The following is a 13,184-nucleotide window of genomic DNA, read 5'->3' as shown; positions in this document are numbered from 1 at the left end:
CCCGGCCCACGCAAGACGGGCGCCGCTGGATCGGCGGACGCACCGTTCCGAGCGGGACGCGAGGCGAAGCCGGCAGGCGCCGCCGGCGACGTCGCGAGATCGCCCGGATCGCATCCTCCGCATGCGGGCGCGGAGCAGCGGGCGTCGTCGAGCCGGCCGCCCCCGGATCGGCGGCCAGGTCCGCCTCCCTCAGCCCGGCGTCCGCCTCCCTCGGCCCGGCGCTCCATCAGGCTTGACGCGCTGAAATATTAGTGCACCAATGGATGGCGAGCGCGGCGCGGAGCGTCGCCGAACGCGGGCCGGCAGAGCCTGCGCGCCAGGAACCGGGGGAAACATGACGATCACACGCCGCAGCGCGGTCGCGGGTCTCGCGGCCGGGACCGGTCTCGCCCTCTCCGGGCGGGCCTTCGCGCAGCTTCCCCTGCCGAAATCCCCCGTCGTCGTCACGGTGGTCGACGTCGCCGGCAACCTCGCCCTGACCCAGAAGGCGATCGAAGCCTATCGCCGGGCGAAGCCCGGGATCGTCTCGCGCTTCGCCTTCACCAAGGCCCCGGCGCCGGAGCTGCCCTCGAAGCTCAAGGCGCAGCAGGCCGCCGGCCGGGTCGACATCGACCTCGTCCTCACCGGGACCGACGGCATCGCGGCCGGCATCGAGCAGAAGCTCTGGGTCGACCTGAAGCCCTATGCCGGCCAGCTGCCGAAGCCCGCCGACATCTACCAGCCGGCGGCGCTCCGGCTGAACGGCCTGGCGCAGGACCAGGGCCTGTGCGTCGCCTGGTACCCGTCGGGGCCCCTGATCGAGTACATGCCCGACCGGGTGAAGACGGTGCCGACCAGCGCCGAGGAGCTCCTGGCCTGGGCGCGCCAGAACAAGGGCAAGTTCATGTATGCCCGCCCGGCCAATTCCGGCCCCGGCCGCACCTGGATCATGGGCCTGCCCTACATCCTCGGCGACACGAACCCGGCCGACCCGGACAAGGGCTGGGACAAGACCTGGGAGTATCTCAAGGCGATCGGCGAGACGGTCGACTACTACCCGGGCGGCACCTCGCAGACGATGAAGGAGCTCGGCGAGGGCAGCCGCGACATCGTCGTCTCGACCACCGGCTGGGACATCAATCCCCGCGTGCTCGGCGTCGTGCCGGCGGAGGCCAAGGTCGGCGCCCTGAAGAACTTCCGCTGGGTCGCCGACGCCCACTACATGGCGGTGCCGAAGGGCGTGCCCGAGGAGAAGCTCGCGGTCATCCTCGACCTGATGGCCTTCCTGCTCCAGCCGGCGCAGCAGGCCTACACCTACGACGAGGGCTACTTCTATCCCGGCCCGGCCGTGAAGGGCGTCACCCTCGACATGGCCCCGCCGGAGAGCCGCGCGGCGCTCAAGGAGTTCGGCCGGCCGGAATACGACACGATGATCGCCGACCACCCGATCGAGATGCCGCTCGACGCCGACAAGCTGGTGGTGGCGTTCCGGCGCTGGGACGAGCAGGTCGGTTCCGGCAAGAAGCGGTAGCAGCCGGCCGGAGCCCGCAAAGAGGCCCGGGGGCAGGGGAGACGAGGGAATGCCAGGCCATCACGAGGCGCCGCAGGATCTGCGCTTGAGCGGCCTGAGCCGCCGGTTCGGCGCGATGACCGCGCTCGACGGGCTCGACCTGACGATCAAGGGGGGCGAGTTCGTCGCCCTGCTCGGGCCGTCGGGCTGCGGCAAGTCGACGGCGCTCAACTGCATCGCCGGGCTCCTGCCGCTCACCGGCGGGTCGATCCATCTCGGCGAGCGCCGCATCGACCGGCTGAAGCCCGAGGAGCGCGGCTTCGGCATGGTGTTCCAGAGCTACGCGCTCTTTCCCCACATGACCGTGGCGAAGAACGTCGGCTTCGGCCTCGCCATGCGGGGCATCAAGGGGGCGGACGCCGCCCGCCGGGTCGACGACGCGCTGGCGCTGGTGCGGCTGCAATCGCAGGCCGCGAAGCTCCCGGGCCAGATGTCCGGCGGCCAGCAGCAGCGGGTCGCCATCGCCCGGGCGATCGTGATCGAGCCGCCGGTCGTGCTGATGGACGAGCCCCTGTCGAACCTCGACGCCAAGCTGCGGCTCGAGATGCGGGCCGAGATCCGCCGCATCCACGACGCCATCGGCTCGACCACGATCTACGTCACCCACGACCAGGACGAGGCCCTGTCGATGGCCGACCGCATCGTGGTGATGCGCGACGGGCGCATCCGCCAGGTCGGCACGCCGGAGGACCTCTACGAGCGGCCGGCCCATCCGGACGTCGCCGACTTCATGGGCTTCCGCAACCGCCTGCGCGGCCGGGCCCTCGCGGTCAGCGGCGACCGGGCCGAGGTCGAGATCTGCGGCACCCGCCTCGCCGGCACCCTGCGCGAGAGCCTGACCCCCGGCGCCCCCGCGGTCGCGGCGATCCGCCCGGAGGACCTGGTGCCGGCCGCCGAGGGCCTGCCGGCCCGGGTCGCCAGCGTCGAGTATCGCGGCCGGGCCTTCTTCGGCACCGCCGTGGCGCAGGACGGAACCGAGCTGTTCTTCCGCTCCGACCGCGCGGTGGCGCAGGACGAGACCCTGCGCCTCGCCGCCGCCTCGCCCCGGGTGCTGGTCTTCCCCGGGGAGGCCGCGTGAGCTCGGCCTCGCTCCCCGCCTCCGCGCCGGCCGCGCCCCGGAGCGAGCGGCCGCCGCTCTCCGTGCGCCTCGCGGCCCGCGGCCTCGACGGCACCACGCTCCTGGTGCTGCCGGCCCTCCTGGCGATCCTCGGCCTGTTCGTCTATCCCTTCGCCTACGGCCTCGTCCTGTCGCTGCAGCCGAAGGCCGGCGCCTTCTGGGCGAACTACGCCCGCTTCTTCTCCGACCCGTTCCTGTACGACACGATCGGCGCCACCTTGCGCCTCGCGCTGCCCGTGACCGTGCTCAACCTCGCGCTCGCGGTGCCGATCGCGCTCCGGGTGCGGCTGATGCGGCATCAGCGCCTGCTCACCACGATCCTGGTCCTGCCGATCACGCTCGGCACCGTGCTGGTGGCGGAGGGCCTGCTCAACTTCCTCGGGCCGCAGGGCTGGTTCAACCGCTCGCTGATCTGGCTCGGGGTGATCGCCGGCCCGCTCAAGCTCACCAACAACTACTGGGGCGTCTTCGCCTCGCTCCTCATCACCGGCTTCCCGTTCGCCTTCCTGCTCACCCTGTCCTCGGTCACCGGCATCGATCCGGCGCTGGAACAGGCGGCGGCGACCCACGGCGCCAATGCCTGGCAGCGCTTCACGCGGGTGATCCTGCCGCTGATCCTGCCGGGGCTCGCCGTCACCTTCTGCCTGTCCTTCGTCCAGGCCTTCTCGGTCTTCCCCTCGGCGGTGCTGCTCGGGGCGCCGGCGGGCGCGACGCGGGTGATCTCGATCGCGGCCTACCAGGCGGCGTTCGAAGACTACGACTACTCGCTCGCCTCGGCGATCGCGATGATCATGGGCGCGGTGCAGCTCGCGATCGTGGCGGCCCTGCTCTGGGCGCGCACGCTGCTCTACACGGGCCCGGTCGGAGGCACCAAGGGATGATCCGCGACACCGGCCTCTCCTCGCGCCTGTGGCGGATGGCGGTCTGGGCCGTCACGCTGCTGTTCTGCCTCAACCTGCTGGCGATGATCGCCGCGGTGGTGCTCAACTCCTTCGCCACGCGCTGGCTCGGCACCTGGCTGCCGCTCGGCTTCACCACCCGCTGGTACGCCTCGGCCTGGGACGAGTTCCAGCTCGGCGACGTGCTGGTGGTGACCCTCCAGGTGGTGTTCCTGGTCGTGCTGCTCTCCGGCGCCCTCGGGGTCACGGCGGCCTACGCCCTGGCGCGGCGCGACTTTCCGGGCAAGCGGCTGGTGATGCTGGTCTTCCTGCTGCCGCTGCTCGTGCCCCCGATCACCTACGGCATCCCGCTCGCCACCGTGCTGTACCAGGCGGGCCTGGCCGGTACGCTGTGGGGCGTGGTGCTGGCCAACCTCGTGCCGAGCGTGCCCTTCGTGGTGCTGGTGATGATCCCGTTCATCGAGCAGATCGACCCCCGCATCGAGGCGGCCGCCCGGGTCTTCGGCGCCGGCACGCGCCAGCTCTTCCTGCGGGTGCTCCTGCCGCTGCTGATCCCCGGCATCCTGGCCGCCCTGCTCCTGGTGCTGGTGCGCACCATCGCGATGTTCGAGCTGACCTTCCTGGTCGCCGGGCCGACGAGCCAGACCCTGGTGGTGGCGCTCTACTACGCGGTCTTCGCCGCCGGCGTCCGGGCCGGGCAGTCGATCGACGCGATGGCGGTGGTCTACATGGCGCTGACGCTGGTCTGGCTCGTCGTCGCGCTGCGCTTCGTCAACCCGACGCAGATCGTGGCCAGGGCGAAGCAGCCGGCGGCGCATTGAGCCGCGGGCGACGGGACGAGCGGGGCATCGGCATTCCGGGCCGCCGATGCCGGTTGTCGTCATGGGCCTTGGCCCGGCCCGGCCTGGCCCGCGGTGTCGCCCGCCGGCCCCGTGGTCTCGTTTCTCAACGATCATCCGGGCGTCGTAGAGCCGCCCGCGGGACGGGGAGGGACGCCATCGCACCGGAGGGGCCGACGACGACGGCGACGGTGTTCTCCACGCTGCAGACGTCCGCGGGTAAGCGGAGGCGGTAGCCGACGCGCTGCGTCCCCAGGGCCTCGTAGCCCGGCTGCCCGGCGAGGTCCCGGCGCAGGCGGCGCGGCCTGTCGAGGACGACGAGGCGCCCGCCGCAGAAGAGCGCGAGATGCATCCCCGGACCGGCCGCCGCGTCGAATGCGTGGGCCGTCATCAGGTACTCGCTCGCGGAGATGCGCTCCATCGCCTCCACGCCGGCCCGCAGGGTCGGGGAAGGCGCAAGGCCGCCCCGGGCGATCGAGGCGTCGGCCGCCGCGACGGAGTCCCACGATCCTTGGGCGACGGCGCGGCGGGCCCGGCTCTCGGCCCAGTCGTTGCGCGCCGTCTCGATGCTGCCCCAGAGGGCGCAGCCCCCGAAGACGACCAGGAAGGCGGCCAGGGCCCGCTTCAGCGCGGCCGGCGTCAGGACGTCGATCCGCCGCCGCAGGCGCCGGTACAGCGCCACGTCGACGGGGCCGAGGAGGGCCGCGGCCGTGAGGGCTCCCGCAAGAGAGACGACCGCGTAGGCGGCGCCCGACCAGTGCGGCGGGCAAGCCCAGTTCGCCAGCATCAGCACCGGCGGATGGATGAGGTAGAGCACGTAGCTCGCATCGCCGAGCGCGATCAGCCCGCGTGCCGCGGCACCTCGCCGGCGGACCGGCGCCGCCGTGACGGCGGCGCCCACGATCAGCACGGCGGCGATGCCGCCGAGCCAGCGCGCGGCGGCGGTATCGACGAAGAAGCAGGCGGCCGCGAAGGGCAGGGCGAGGATCGCCGTCGCGGGACGGATCCAGCCCGTCGCGATCAGCCGCGGCAGCAGCAGCCCGCCGGCGAACGGCGCGCAGGCCGCCGTGACCGGCACGAGGTAGAGTGGCGGCGGCATCATGTTGCGGCTGTCGGGCGGCAGCAGCGGGAATGCGACCGCGAGCAGGACGAGCCAGGCCGCCGCGACCGGCACGAGGCGCCGTGCCCGGCCCGTCGCGGCGAGCACGAACAGCCCGATATAGAAGGTCAGCTCGAGGACGAGGGTCCATTCCACGTTGAGCGGGGAGCTGCGCTGCCCTGCGGGCGCCAGCGACAGGGCCAGCACCGAGATGCCGCCGAGGTCGAGGCCCAGGGCCGCGAACAGGCCGGCGAACAGGGCGATCACCGCGAAGTAGGTCGGGAAGATGCGGCTCACCCGATGCGCCAGGAAGACCAGGGGCGGATCGCGGGCGATCATCCGGGCCATCAGGAACCCGGACAGGGCGAAGAAGATCGCGACGCCCCACACCCCCATCAGCCCGTCCAGGGCGGCGAAGGGCCTCTCGGCGCCGCGCAGGGTCTGCCCGTAGACCGCGACGTGGTGGATGAGGACGAGGCTCGCCGCGAGGGCGCGCAGGAGCTGGAGGTTCGTGAGCTCTCCGCCCGCCCGCGCGATGCCCGCGGGCGACGGCGCGGCCGCCACCGATGCGTCGCGAGGCGTAACCGTGACGATGCCGGGGAGATCCCGGTTGAGGCCGATGGACATCGCTGGCATTTCGCAGGTGGTGCGCACGCGGCGCCGTCCTGCGCAGTCAGACCTTGGAAAATATCGGAAACAAGACACATCCCCGTCGACGGGTGCTTATCTCAACCTGAATGGCAATTCTGCAACAGCGAGGGTTCGACGATCTCGACAGTTGCGGGCGGCATGTCTGCCGGTGCCGGCGAGCGCTTGACTACCGCTTCGCGATGAACCCTCGGTTCGAGGCGAACAGGCTCCCAGACGATCGCGCCGGTCGGGCTCCGCTCCGAGCGGGCGACGCCGTCACCCCCGGAACCGCCACACCCCCGTCCGCTTGATCTCGGAATCCTCCAGCGCCCGGGTCACCGGCACCGCGTAGGTCGCGAGGGTCTCCAGCTTCTCCTTCGGCAGGTAGGCCCGGCCGGGGTCGCCCAGCAGCACCCGGGTGCCGCGGGCGTGGAGGCCCGCCAGCCAGTCGCCGACCTTCGCGGCGAGGTCGCGCTCGTAGAAGATGTCGGCGGCGAGCACGCAGTCCCAGCCCTCGTCGCGGCCGATCAGGTCGGCGCCCTTCGCGGCGATGCGGTCGGCGACGCCGTTCTCGGCCGCGTTGAGGCCGATCGCCGCGAGCGCGAAGGGATCGAGGTCGCTCGCCTCGACCGACGCCGCCCCGGCCATCGCCGCCGCGATGGCGACGAGGCCCGAGCCGGAGGCGAAGTCGAGGACGCGGGCGCCCGCGACGGTCTCGGGGTTCTCCAGCACGTAGGCCGCGAGCGCCTGCCCGCCGGCCCAGGCGAAGGCCCAGAACGGCGGCGGCAGGCCGATCTCGCCCAGTTCCTCCTCGGTGCGGCCCCACAGGTCCGTCGCCTCGTCGGCGACGTGCAGGCGGATCGCGGGGGCGTGGGGCACCGGGCGGAGCGCGGTGTGGGTGCGGATGAAGGCGACCGGGTCCATCAGGCGAGCTCCGCGTAGAGCCGGAGCACCTCGTCCGTCACCGCCGCCTCGGTGAAGCCGCCCTCGACGATGCGGGCCCGGGCCGCCGCGCCCATCCGGGCGACGAGGGCCGGATCGGCGGCGAGCCGCACCATCGCGGCGGCGAGCGCGGCGGGATCGTCCGGCGGCACGACCAGGCCCTCGATCCCGTCCCGCACCAGGGTCCGGCAGCCCGGCACGTCGGTGGTGAGGATCGCCCGGCCGCTCGCCGCGGCTTCGAGCAGGGCGCGCGGCAATCCCTCGCCGCCGCGCGAGGGCAGGCAGGCGACGTGGGCCCGGGCGAGGGCCCCGGCGACGTCCCCGGTCGAGCCGTGCCAGACCACGCCGTCCCGCGACCAGTCGCGCAGGGTGGATTCCGGGATCGCCCGGCGATTCGAGGGATCGGGGGCGCCGTAGAGCCCGAGCTCCAGGCTCGCACCCTGGCCTTCCGCGCGCCGCGCCGCCTCCACGGCGGTATCGACCCCCTTCGACCACAGCATGCGGGCGGTCAGCGCGATCCGCAGCGGCGGCCCGGGCGGCAGGGGCGCCGGCTCCCAGGCCTCCGGGTCGATGCCGGCGCCGCCGACCACCGTGACCCGCGGCCCCGCCGGATCGAGGCCGAGCAGCCGGGCGTCGTCCGGGTTCTCGAACAGGTAGCGGGTGCGCGCGGTCTCCAGGGGGCCGCGGATCAGCAGGCGCAGGCCGGTGCGGGCGAGGCGCCCGGCCCGGTCCTGCCGGGCGCCGATCAGACCGAGGCCGGTGAGCGCGTAGACCCGGGACGGGATGCCGGCGAGCATCGCCGCCGCGCCGCCGACCAGGATGCCGCGCAGGGCGATGCAGTGGACGATGTCGGCCTTCAGGGCCTTGAGGATCGCCGCGAGCTGGCCGGCGGCGTAGCCCGCCGCCATCGGGTTGAGGCTCGACCGCTCGGCCTCCAGCGCCACCACCCGGGCGCCGGTCGCGGCGATCGCGTCCCGGTGCGCCCGCACGCGGGTGACGACCGAGACCGGGTGGCCGGCCGCCACCGCGGCGCGGGCCATCGGCAGGAAGTGCGAGGCGAAGAACCAATCCTCGGTGACCACGAAGGCGACGTGGGCCTTGACGACCTGCGCCCGCTTGCCGTCCCGCGCCGCGTCCTGTGGCTGCACCGATCCGTCTCCCGCTTCGTCGCCCCCTCCCTAACCCGCAGCGTCGCCCGGGGATACCGGCCCGATACCCCGCCGCCGCAGGAACCGGCGCGGCCGGGCGCCGGTTGACCCCGACCGGAACCCCGTGAGGTTGGAAACGCCCATGCTGTCGGATCCCGAGATGGCGGAATCGGCCGCCGAGGATCGCGTCGACACCCGCGACGCCGCCCGCGAGGCGGGCCTGGCTTACGTCAGCGACGAGGAGCCGGGCCTGCGCCGCAAGCGCAACGGGCGCGGCTTCGCCTACGTCGATGCGAACGGGGCGAAGGTGCGGGACGAGCGGACCCTCGCGCGGGTCAAGGCGCTGGCGATCCCGCCGGCCTATACCGACGTGTGGATCTGCCGCCACGCCAACGGCCACATCCAGGCGACCGGGCGCGATGCCCGCGGCCGCAAGCAGTACCGCTACCATCCCGAGTTCCGCCAGGCGCGCGAGAGCACCAAGTTCGCCCACATGATGAGCTTCGCGGAGGTGCTGCCGGGCCTGCGCGCCACCGTGCAGGAGCACATGGCCCGGCGCGGGCTGCCGCGCGAGAAGGTGCTGGCCACCGTCGTGCACCTGCTCGAGACCACCCTGATCCGCGTCGGCAACGACGATTACGCCAAGCAGAACAAGAGCTACGGCCTCACCACCCTGCGCGACCCGCATGTCCGGATCGAGGGCAGGGAGCTGAGGTTCCGCTTCAAGGGCAAGAGCAACAAGGTCTGGGAACTCGCGGTCCACGACCGGCGGGTGGCGAAGATCGTCAAGGCCTGCCAGGACCTGCCCGGCCAGGAGCTGTTCCAGTACCTCGACGAGGACGGAGTGCAGCGCGACGTGACCTCGGCCGACGTGAACGCCTACCTGCGCGAGATCACCGGCCGCGACATCACCGCCAAGGATTTCCGCACCTGGTCCGGCACCGTGCTCGCCGCGATGGCCCTGCGCGAGTTCGCGTCCTTCGACACCCAGGCGGTGGCCAAGCGCAACGTGCGGGAGGCGATCGAGCGGGTGGCGGAGCGGCTCGGCAACACGCCGACGATCTGCCGCAAGTGCTACGTCCACCCGGAGATCCTGGGCTGCTACCTCGAGGGCGAGCTGCTGCTCCAGGTCAAGGACGAGGTCGAGGCGGCGCTGCGCGAGGACATCGCCCGCCTGCGGCCCGAGGAGACGGCGGTGCTCGCCCTGCTCCAGGGGCGCCTCGCCCGGATCGAGGCGAAGGGCAAAGGCCGGGCGACGCGCGCCGAGGCAGCATCGGCCAAGACGGGTCCTGCCAAGGACAAGACGAGTCCCGCCAAGAAGAGGCCGAGTCCCGCCGAGAAGGGTCCCGCGACAGGACGCTCGGTCAAGGGCGGCACCCGGGCCGGCAGGACGGCGGCCCGCAAGGCCGCCTGATCGCGTATCCCGGCCCGATATTCCGGCGGTCCCCCGGGACCGCCGATCTCGCGCTTCAGTGCGGAACGGCGCGGTGAGCCTCGTGACCGACGCGCCGCAGCGGCCGCGCCTCGCCCTCGAGCACCGGCGCGAGGCCGATCTGGCGGGCGAGCTGCACCAGGTCCTTGAGCCGGCCGGTCTTGGTCTTGCGGCGCAGGTTGAGCCGGTGGGTCTCGACCGTGCGCACGCTGACCGTGAGGCGGCGGGCGACCTCCTTGTTGCTGAAGCCGGCGCTGAGGAAGCGCAGCACCTCGGCCTCCCGCGGGGTGAGGCCCAGGCTCTCGGCCGCCGCCTCGGGGGCCGGGCCGTCCGGCTCGCCCTCGTGCAGCGGCAGGCCGCGGGCGAGCGCCAGGATCGTCGCGCAGATCTCGCGCGGGGGCGCGCAGCGGGCCACGAAGGCGTCGGCGCCGGCCACTGCGAGCCGGCCGATCTCCGCCGCGTCGGCGGCCTGGAACGCCACCAGGATGCGGGCCTCCGGCGCCCGCTCGCGCAGGGACGCGATGGCGGCCGGGCCGATCGCCGGCGCGAAGGCCAGGACGACGCACGGACGGCCCGGATCCTCCAGCTCCTCCTCGCCCACGGTCAGCAGGGCCGGGGCGTGTTCCAGCGTCGCCCGGAAGGCGGCGCCGAGATCCGACGGCTCGTTGATGATCAGAACCCTGACGGCGTCACTCATGCCGCTTGCCTCCGTCCCAGCGCGATACAGGCGCGGTGCCCATGGAGGAGTCCGAACAAGCTCCGTTCCACCTCGGTCGATGCGGGGCGGCTTCGCCCCCGATGCGGGGCGCGGCGGCAGTGCGCCCGAGGGGAAGAATGCCTAGGTAGACCGACTCCGCGGCGGGATGTCGCGGCTGAGGGGCTTCGTGCGCCGCGCGGCCCGGATGAAGCGGCCCGCCCGCCCGAACCAGTTTGGAACGCGGGCCTCGGTAATTTCCCGCATTGGGTCAGGCGGCGACGGCGCGTTCCAGGAACAGGCTGACCGGCAGGGCGCGGTAGGGCGGGAACGGCCCGCGCGGCGCGAAGCCCGCCCGACGGTAGAGCGCCCGGGCCTCGACGTTGCCGACGCCGACCTCAAGAACGATCCTCCCGGCGCCGAGGCGGCGAGCCTGCGCCTCGGCGCCTCGCACCAGCGCCGTGCCGACGCCCCGTCCCCGGGCCCGCGCGGCGACGATCAGCCGTTTCAGCTCGACCTCGCCGCCGCCGCGCTCGATGACCGCGCAGAGGCCGAGCGCCGCTCCGTCGATCCGTGCGACCAGGAGATGGATGCCCGATCCCGCCAGGCTGTCGGCGGTGACCGGCCGGCGCGGTGCGGCCGGATAGAGCCGCGCCGCGACGGCCTCCGCCTCGGCCAGCAGGGCCGTCACGTCCTCCTGCAGGGGCGTTTCCACCTCGATGATCGCGGCTGCCGTCATCGATCGAGCCTGAAGCATCGTCCGATCGCGTGGCAATCGGAAAAATGCGTCGGCCGCGCGCGAGGGTGGCCGGAGGGCGCCGCGACCCGATGGTGCGTCAGCCGGTACCGTTCTCCCGCCCCGACCCGGGCCGCAGCACGGTCAGGCGGAACGGCCCGCCGGTCGCGGCCGCATGCGCGACGGCCTCGTTCGCCGCATTGAGCGGGAAGTCCGTCACGGCATACTCCTCGAGCCGCAGCAGGCCCGAGCGGACGAGGGCGGCCAGGCGGCCCACCGCGTCCGGCGGGTACATCCACTTCCCCCGCACCGTGACGTCGTTGCGCATGATCCACGGATAGGGCAGCGCCAGGTCGTCGCCGCCGAGCATGCCGACGCCGCCCATCAGCACCGCCCGCCCGCCGGGCCGCACGGTCATCACGGCGGCGCGCACGACCCGGGCGTCGACCGAGGGCGGCAGGATGTCGAGGACGCAGTCGATCGGGCCGGGGGCGGCCGCCGTCATGCGGGCGCGGTCGGTCGCCTCGTCGCCGGTCAGCGCCACGGGGCGGATCCGGTCGCCGAAGCGCCGGACGAGATCCTCGAGGACGGCCGCGTTGCGGCCCGGGGCGACGATGCAGGCCGCCCCCATGGCGAGGCCGACCGCGACGGCGGCGCTGCCGAAATGACCGGTCGCGCCGCTCACCAGCAGGGTCTCGCCCGCCCGCAGATCCGCCGCCAGCAGGCCGCCATAGGGGACCAGCAGGGTGGTGAGCGCACACCAGTGCCCGGCCTGCGCCTCGGCGATCGGGCCGATCCGGATCGCGTTCTCGGTCGGCACCCGCACCCGCTCGGCGAAGGCGCCGTGCCGGTGATGATCCTGGAGCCTCTGCCCGCCCTCGCCCCGCGCGCTCCAGCCCTGAAGCACGATGTCGGGCATGACGGCGTCGTCGCGTGCGCGTACGGTGGGATCGCAGAACACCCAGTCGCCGGCGCGCAGCACCGTCGCGTCGGGCCCGACCGTCCGCACCCGGCCGATCGCCCCGCAACCGGGGATGACCGGCGGCGGCAGGAGGTACCGGCGGGCGCCGGAGAAGACCTCGTCGGCGTAGGCCAGGACCGGGGCGGCGACGACGTCGACGATCGCCTCGCCGGTCCCGATCACCGGATCGGGCACCGTGTCGACGACCAGCGGCGATCCGAACGCCGTGAGCACAGCAGCTTTCATCTCTCTCGTCTCCGGACAGGACGAGGGCAGGATGACGCCCGTGCGGCGCGCGGGAAGGACTGGTACGATCCTGGGATCAGGCGGCCCACCCTCGCGCAAGAGGCTCCCGTGAGCGATTCCCGGCAGAAGGCCTTCGGCGATTTCCTGCGGGCGCGCCGGGCCCAGCTCGATCCGGCCGCCCTGGCGCTTCCGTCGATGCGCCGCCGCCGCACGCCGGGCCTGCGCCGCGAGGAGGTCGCCGAGCGCGCCGGCATCGGCATCGACTGGTACGTGCGCCTGGAGCAGGGGCGCGACGTCAGCCCCTCGGCCACCACCGTCGATGCCCTGGCCCGCGCCCTGTGCCTCGGCGAGGCCGAGCACGCGCATCTGCGCGCCCTCGCAGGCGACGGCCGGCCGCGCGCCTTCGTCCGCGAGGCGGTGCCGCCGACGATCCGGCGCCTCGTCGCGGGGCTGGCGCAACCGGCCTACGTCACAGGCCGGCGCTGGGACCTGCTGGCCTGGAACGAGGCCGCCGCCGACCTCTTCGGCTTCGACGCCCTGCTCGACGAGGAGCGCAACATCCTGCTCTTCGTCCTTACCGATCCGCGGGCGCAGGCCCTGTTCGGGCCGGCCTGGGCCGAGGAGGCGCAGCGCATGGTGGCGCAGTTCCGCGCCGTCCACGACCTCTCGGCGGCGGACCCGGCCTTCGTCGATCTCCTCGATCGCCTGAGCGCCGGCTGCCCGCTCTTCGCCGCGTGGTGGCAGGCGCACGAGGTGCGCGGCGGGGGATCCGGCCGCAAGGTGCTGCACCACCCCCGGCGCGGCCGGCTCGCCTTCGACTACGCGACCTTCCTGGCGACCGGCGACCCCGCCCTCAAGCTCGCGATCTACGGACCGGCCGAATCCTGATGCG

The 13,184-nt window shown here is 73.5% G+C and carries 12 protein-coding genes; 6 read left to right on the top strand and 6 right to left on the bottom strand.

The annotated features are described in order from the left end of the window. Positions 1 to 334 precede the first annotated feature (334 nt). Genes A5481_RS00660 through A5481_RS00645 form a run of 4 tightly spaced genes read left to right on the top strand, consistent with a single transcriptional unit; the run spans position 335 to position 4,386 of the window. The gene (locus tag A5481_RS00660; protein ID WP_048433253.1) at positions 335 to 1,510 is read left to right on the top strand and encodes an extracellular solute-binding protein; all 1,176 of its coding nucleotides are present in this window, start codon (positions 335 to 337) and stop codon (positions 1,508 to 1,510) included. A gap of 49 nt (positions 1,511 to 1,559) precedes the next feature. Further along, positions 1,560 to 2,627, top strand: coding sequence for an ABC transporter ATP-binding protein (locus A5481_RS00655; RefSeq protein WP_048433252.1), 1,068 nt, complete (start codon positions 1,560 to 1,562; stop codon positions 2,625 to 2,627). Beyond that, positions 2,624 to 3,547, top strand: coding sequence for an ABC transporter permease (locus A5481_RS00650; RefSeq protein WP_082173041.1), 924 nt, complete (start codon positions 2,624 to 2,626; stop codon positions 3,545 to 3,547). The genes A5481_RS00655 and A5481_RS00650 overlap by 4 nt, the downstream gene beginning before the upstream one ends. After that, positions 3,544 to 4,386, top strand: a complete 843-nt coding sequence (locus tag A5481_RS00645) for an ABC transporter permease (protein ID WP_048433251.1) — start codon at positions 3,544 to 3,546, stop codon at positions 4,384 to 4,386. Before A5481_RS00650 ends, A5481_RS00645 begins: the two co-directional genes overlap by 4 nt. Before the next feature lie 124 nt (positions 4,387 to 4,510). Here A5481_RS00645 and A5481_RS00640 read toward each other — a convergent pair whose 3' ends face one another. The 3 genes from A5481_RS00640 to A5481_RS00630 form a co-directional block, all read right to left on the bottom strand. After that, on the bottom strand, positions 4,511 to 6,130 hold the full coding sequence (locus A5481_RS00640; RefSeq protein ID WP_053082317.1) for an acyltransferase family protein: 1,620 nt from the start codon (positions 6,128 to 6,130) through the stop codon (positions 4,511 to 4,513). A gap of 279 nt (positions 6,131 to 6,409) precedes the next feature. After that, positions 6,410 to 7,057 carry a class I SAM-dependent methyltransferase gene (locus tag A5481_RS00635; RefSeq protein ID WP_048433250.1) on the bottom strand — a complete coding sequence of 216 codons (648 nt, stop codon included), beginning with the start codon at positions 7,055 to 7,057 and terminating at the stop codon, positions 6,410 to 6,412. After that, a complete protein-coding gene (locus A5481_RS00630) occupies positions 7,057 to 8,223 on the bottom strand; it encodes a glycosyltransferase (RefSeq protein ID WP_048433249.1) in 1,167 nt (388 codons plus the stop codon). The genes A5481_RS00635 and A5481_RS00630 overlap by 1 nt, the downstream gene beginning before the upstream one ends. A 142-nt stretch (positions 8,224 to 8,365) precedes the next feature. Between A5481_RS00630 and A5481_RS00625 the strand changes: the two genes are divergently transcribed. After that, positions 8,366 to 9,637: a DNA topoisomerase IB gene (locus A5481_RS00625; RefSeq protein ID WP_048433248.1), complete on the top strand. Its 1,272-nt coding sequence runs from the start codon at positions 8,366 to 8,368 to the stop codon at positions 9,635 to 9,637. Positions 9,638 to 9,692: 55 nt separating this feature from the next. On the opposite strand, the gene A5481_RS00620 is transcribed toward A5481_RS00625, so the two are convergent. The 3 genes from A5481_RS00620 to A5481_RS00610 form a co-directional block, all read right to left on the bottom strand. Beyond that, positions 9,693 to 10,352 (bottom strand): LuxR C-terminal-related transcriptional regulator, encoded by a 660-nt coding sequence (locus A5481_RS00620; protein ID WP_048433247.1) that lies wholly within the window; start codon positions 10,350 to 10,352, stop codon positions 9,693 to 9,695. A gap of 268 nt (positions 10,353 to 10,620) precedes the next feature. After that, a complete protein-coding gene (locus A5481_RS00615) occupies positions 10,621 to 11,088 on the bottom strand; it encodes a GNAT family N-acetyltransferase (protein WP_053082316.1) in 468 nt (155 codons plus the stop codon). 97 nt (positions 11,089 to 11,185) lie between these two features. Then, complete coding sequence (locus A5481_RS00610) at positions 11,186 to 12,292, bottom strand: quinone oxidoreductase family protein (protein ID WP_048433245.1); 1,107 nt, start codon at positions 12,290 to 12,292, stop codon at positions 11,186 to 11,188. A gap of 108 nt (positions 12,293 to 12,400) precedes the next feature. Here A5481_RS00610 and A5481_RS00605 point away from each other — a divergent pair, with 108 nt between their 5' ends. Continuing rightward, positions 12,401 to 13,180 carry a helix-turn-helix transcriptional regulator gene (locus A5481_RS00605; RefSeq protein WP_048433244.1) on the top strand — a complete coding sequence of 260 codons (780 nt, stop codon included), beginning with the start codon at positions 12,401 to 12,403 and terminating at the stop codon, positions 13,178 to 13,180. Positions 13,181 to 13,184: the final 4 nt, after the last annotated feature.

It is taken from the genome of Methylobacterium platani, from assembly GCF_001653715.1.
GTDB lineage: Bacteria > Pseudomonadota > Alphaproteobacteria > Rhizobiales > Beijerinckiaceae > Methylobacterium > Methylobacterium platani.
The sequence above is the reverse complement of the archived record's forward strand: the minus strand, read 5'-3'. Positions and strand labels throughout refer to the sequence as shown.

Coding starts and splice junctions, on each gene's coding strand:
- A5481_RS00635 (WP_048433250.1), bottom strand. CDS start 7,057: ATGGACCCGGTCGCCTTCATCCGCACCCACACCGCGCTCCGCCCGGTG.
- A5481_RS00655 (WP_048433252.1), top strand. CDS start 1,560: ATGCCAGGCCATCACGAGGCGCCGCAGGATCTGCGCTTGAGCGGCCTG.
- A5481_RS00645 (WP_048433251.1), top strand. CDS start 3,544: ATGATCCGCGACACCGGCCTCTCCTCGCGCCTGTGGCGGATGGCGGTC.
- A5481_RS00640 (WP_053082317.1), bottom strand. CDS start 6,130: ATGTCCATCGGCCTCAACCGGGATCTCCCCGGCATCGTCACGGTTACG.
- A5481_RS00625 (WP_048433248.1), top strand. CDS start 8,366: ATGCTGTCGGATCCCGAGATGGCGGAATCGGCCGCCGAGGATCGCGTC.
- A5481_RS00615 (WP_053082316.1), bottom strand. CDS start 11,088: ATGACGGCAGCCGCGATCATCGAGGTGGAAACGCCCCTGCAGGAGGAC.
- A5481_RS00660 (WP_048433253.1), top strand. CDS start 335: ATGACGATCACACGCCGCAGCGCGGTCGCGGGTCTCGCGGCCGGGACC.
- A5481_RS00620 (WP_048433247.1), bottom strand. CDS start 10,352: ATGAGTGACGCCGTCAGGGTTCTGATCATCAACGAGCCGTCGGATCTC.
- A5481_RS00610 (WP_048433245.1), bottom strand. CDS start 12,292: ATGAAAGCTGCTGTGCTCACGGCGTTCGGATCGCCGCTGGTCGTCGAC.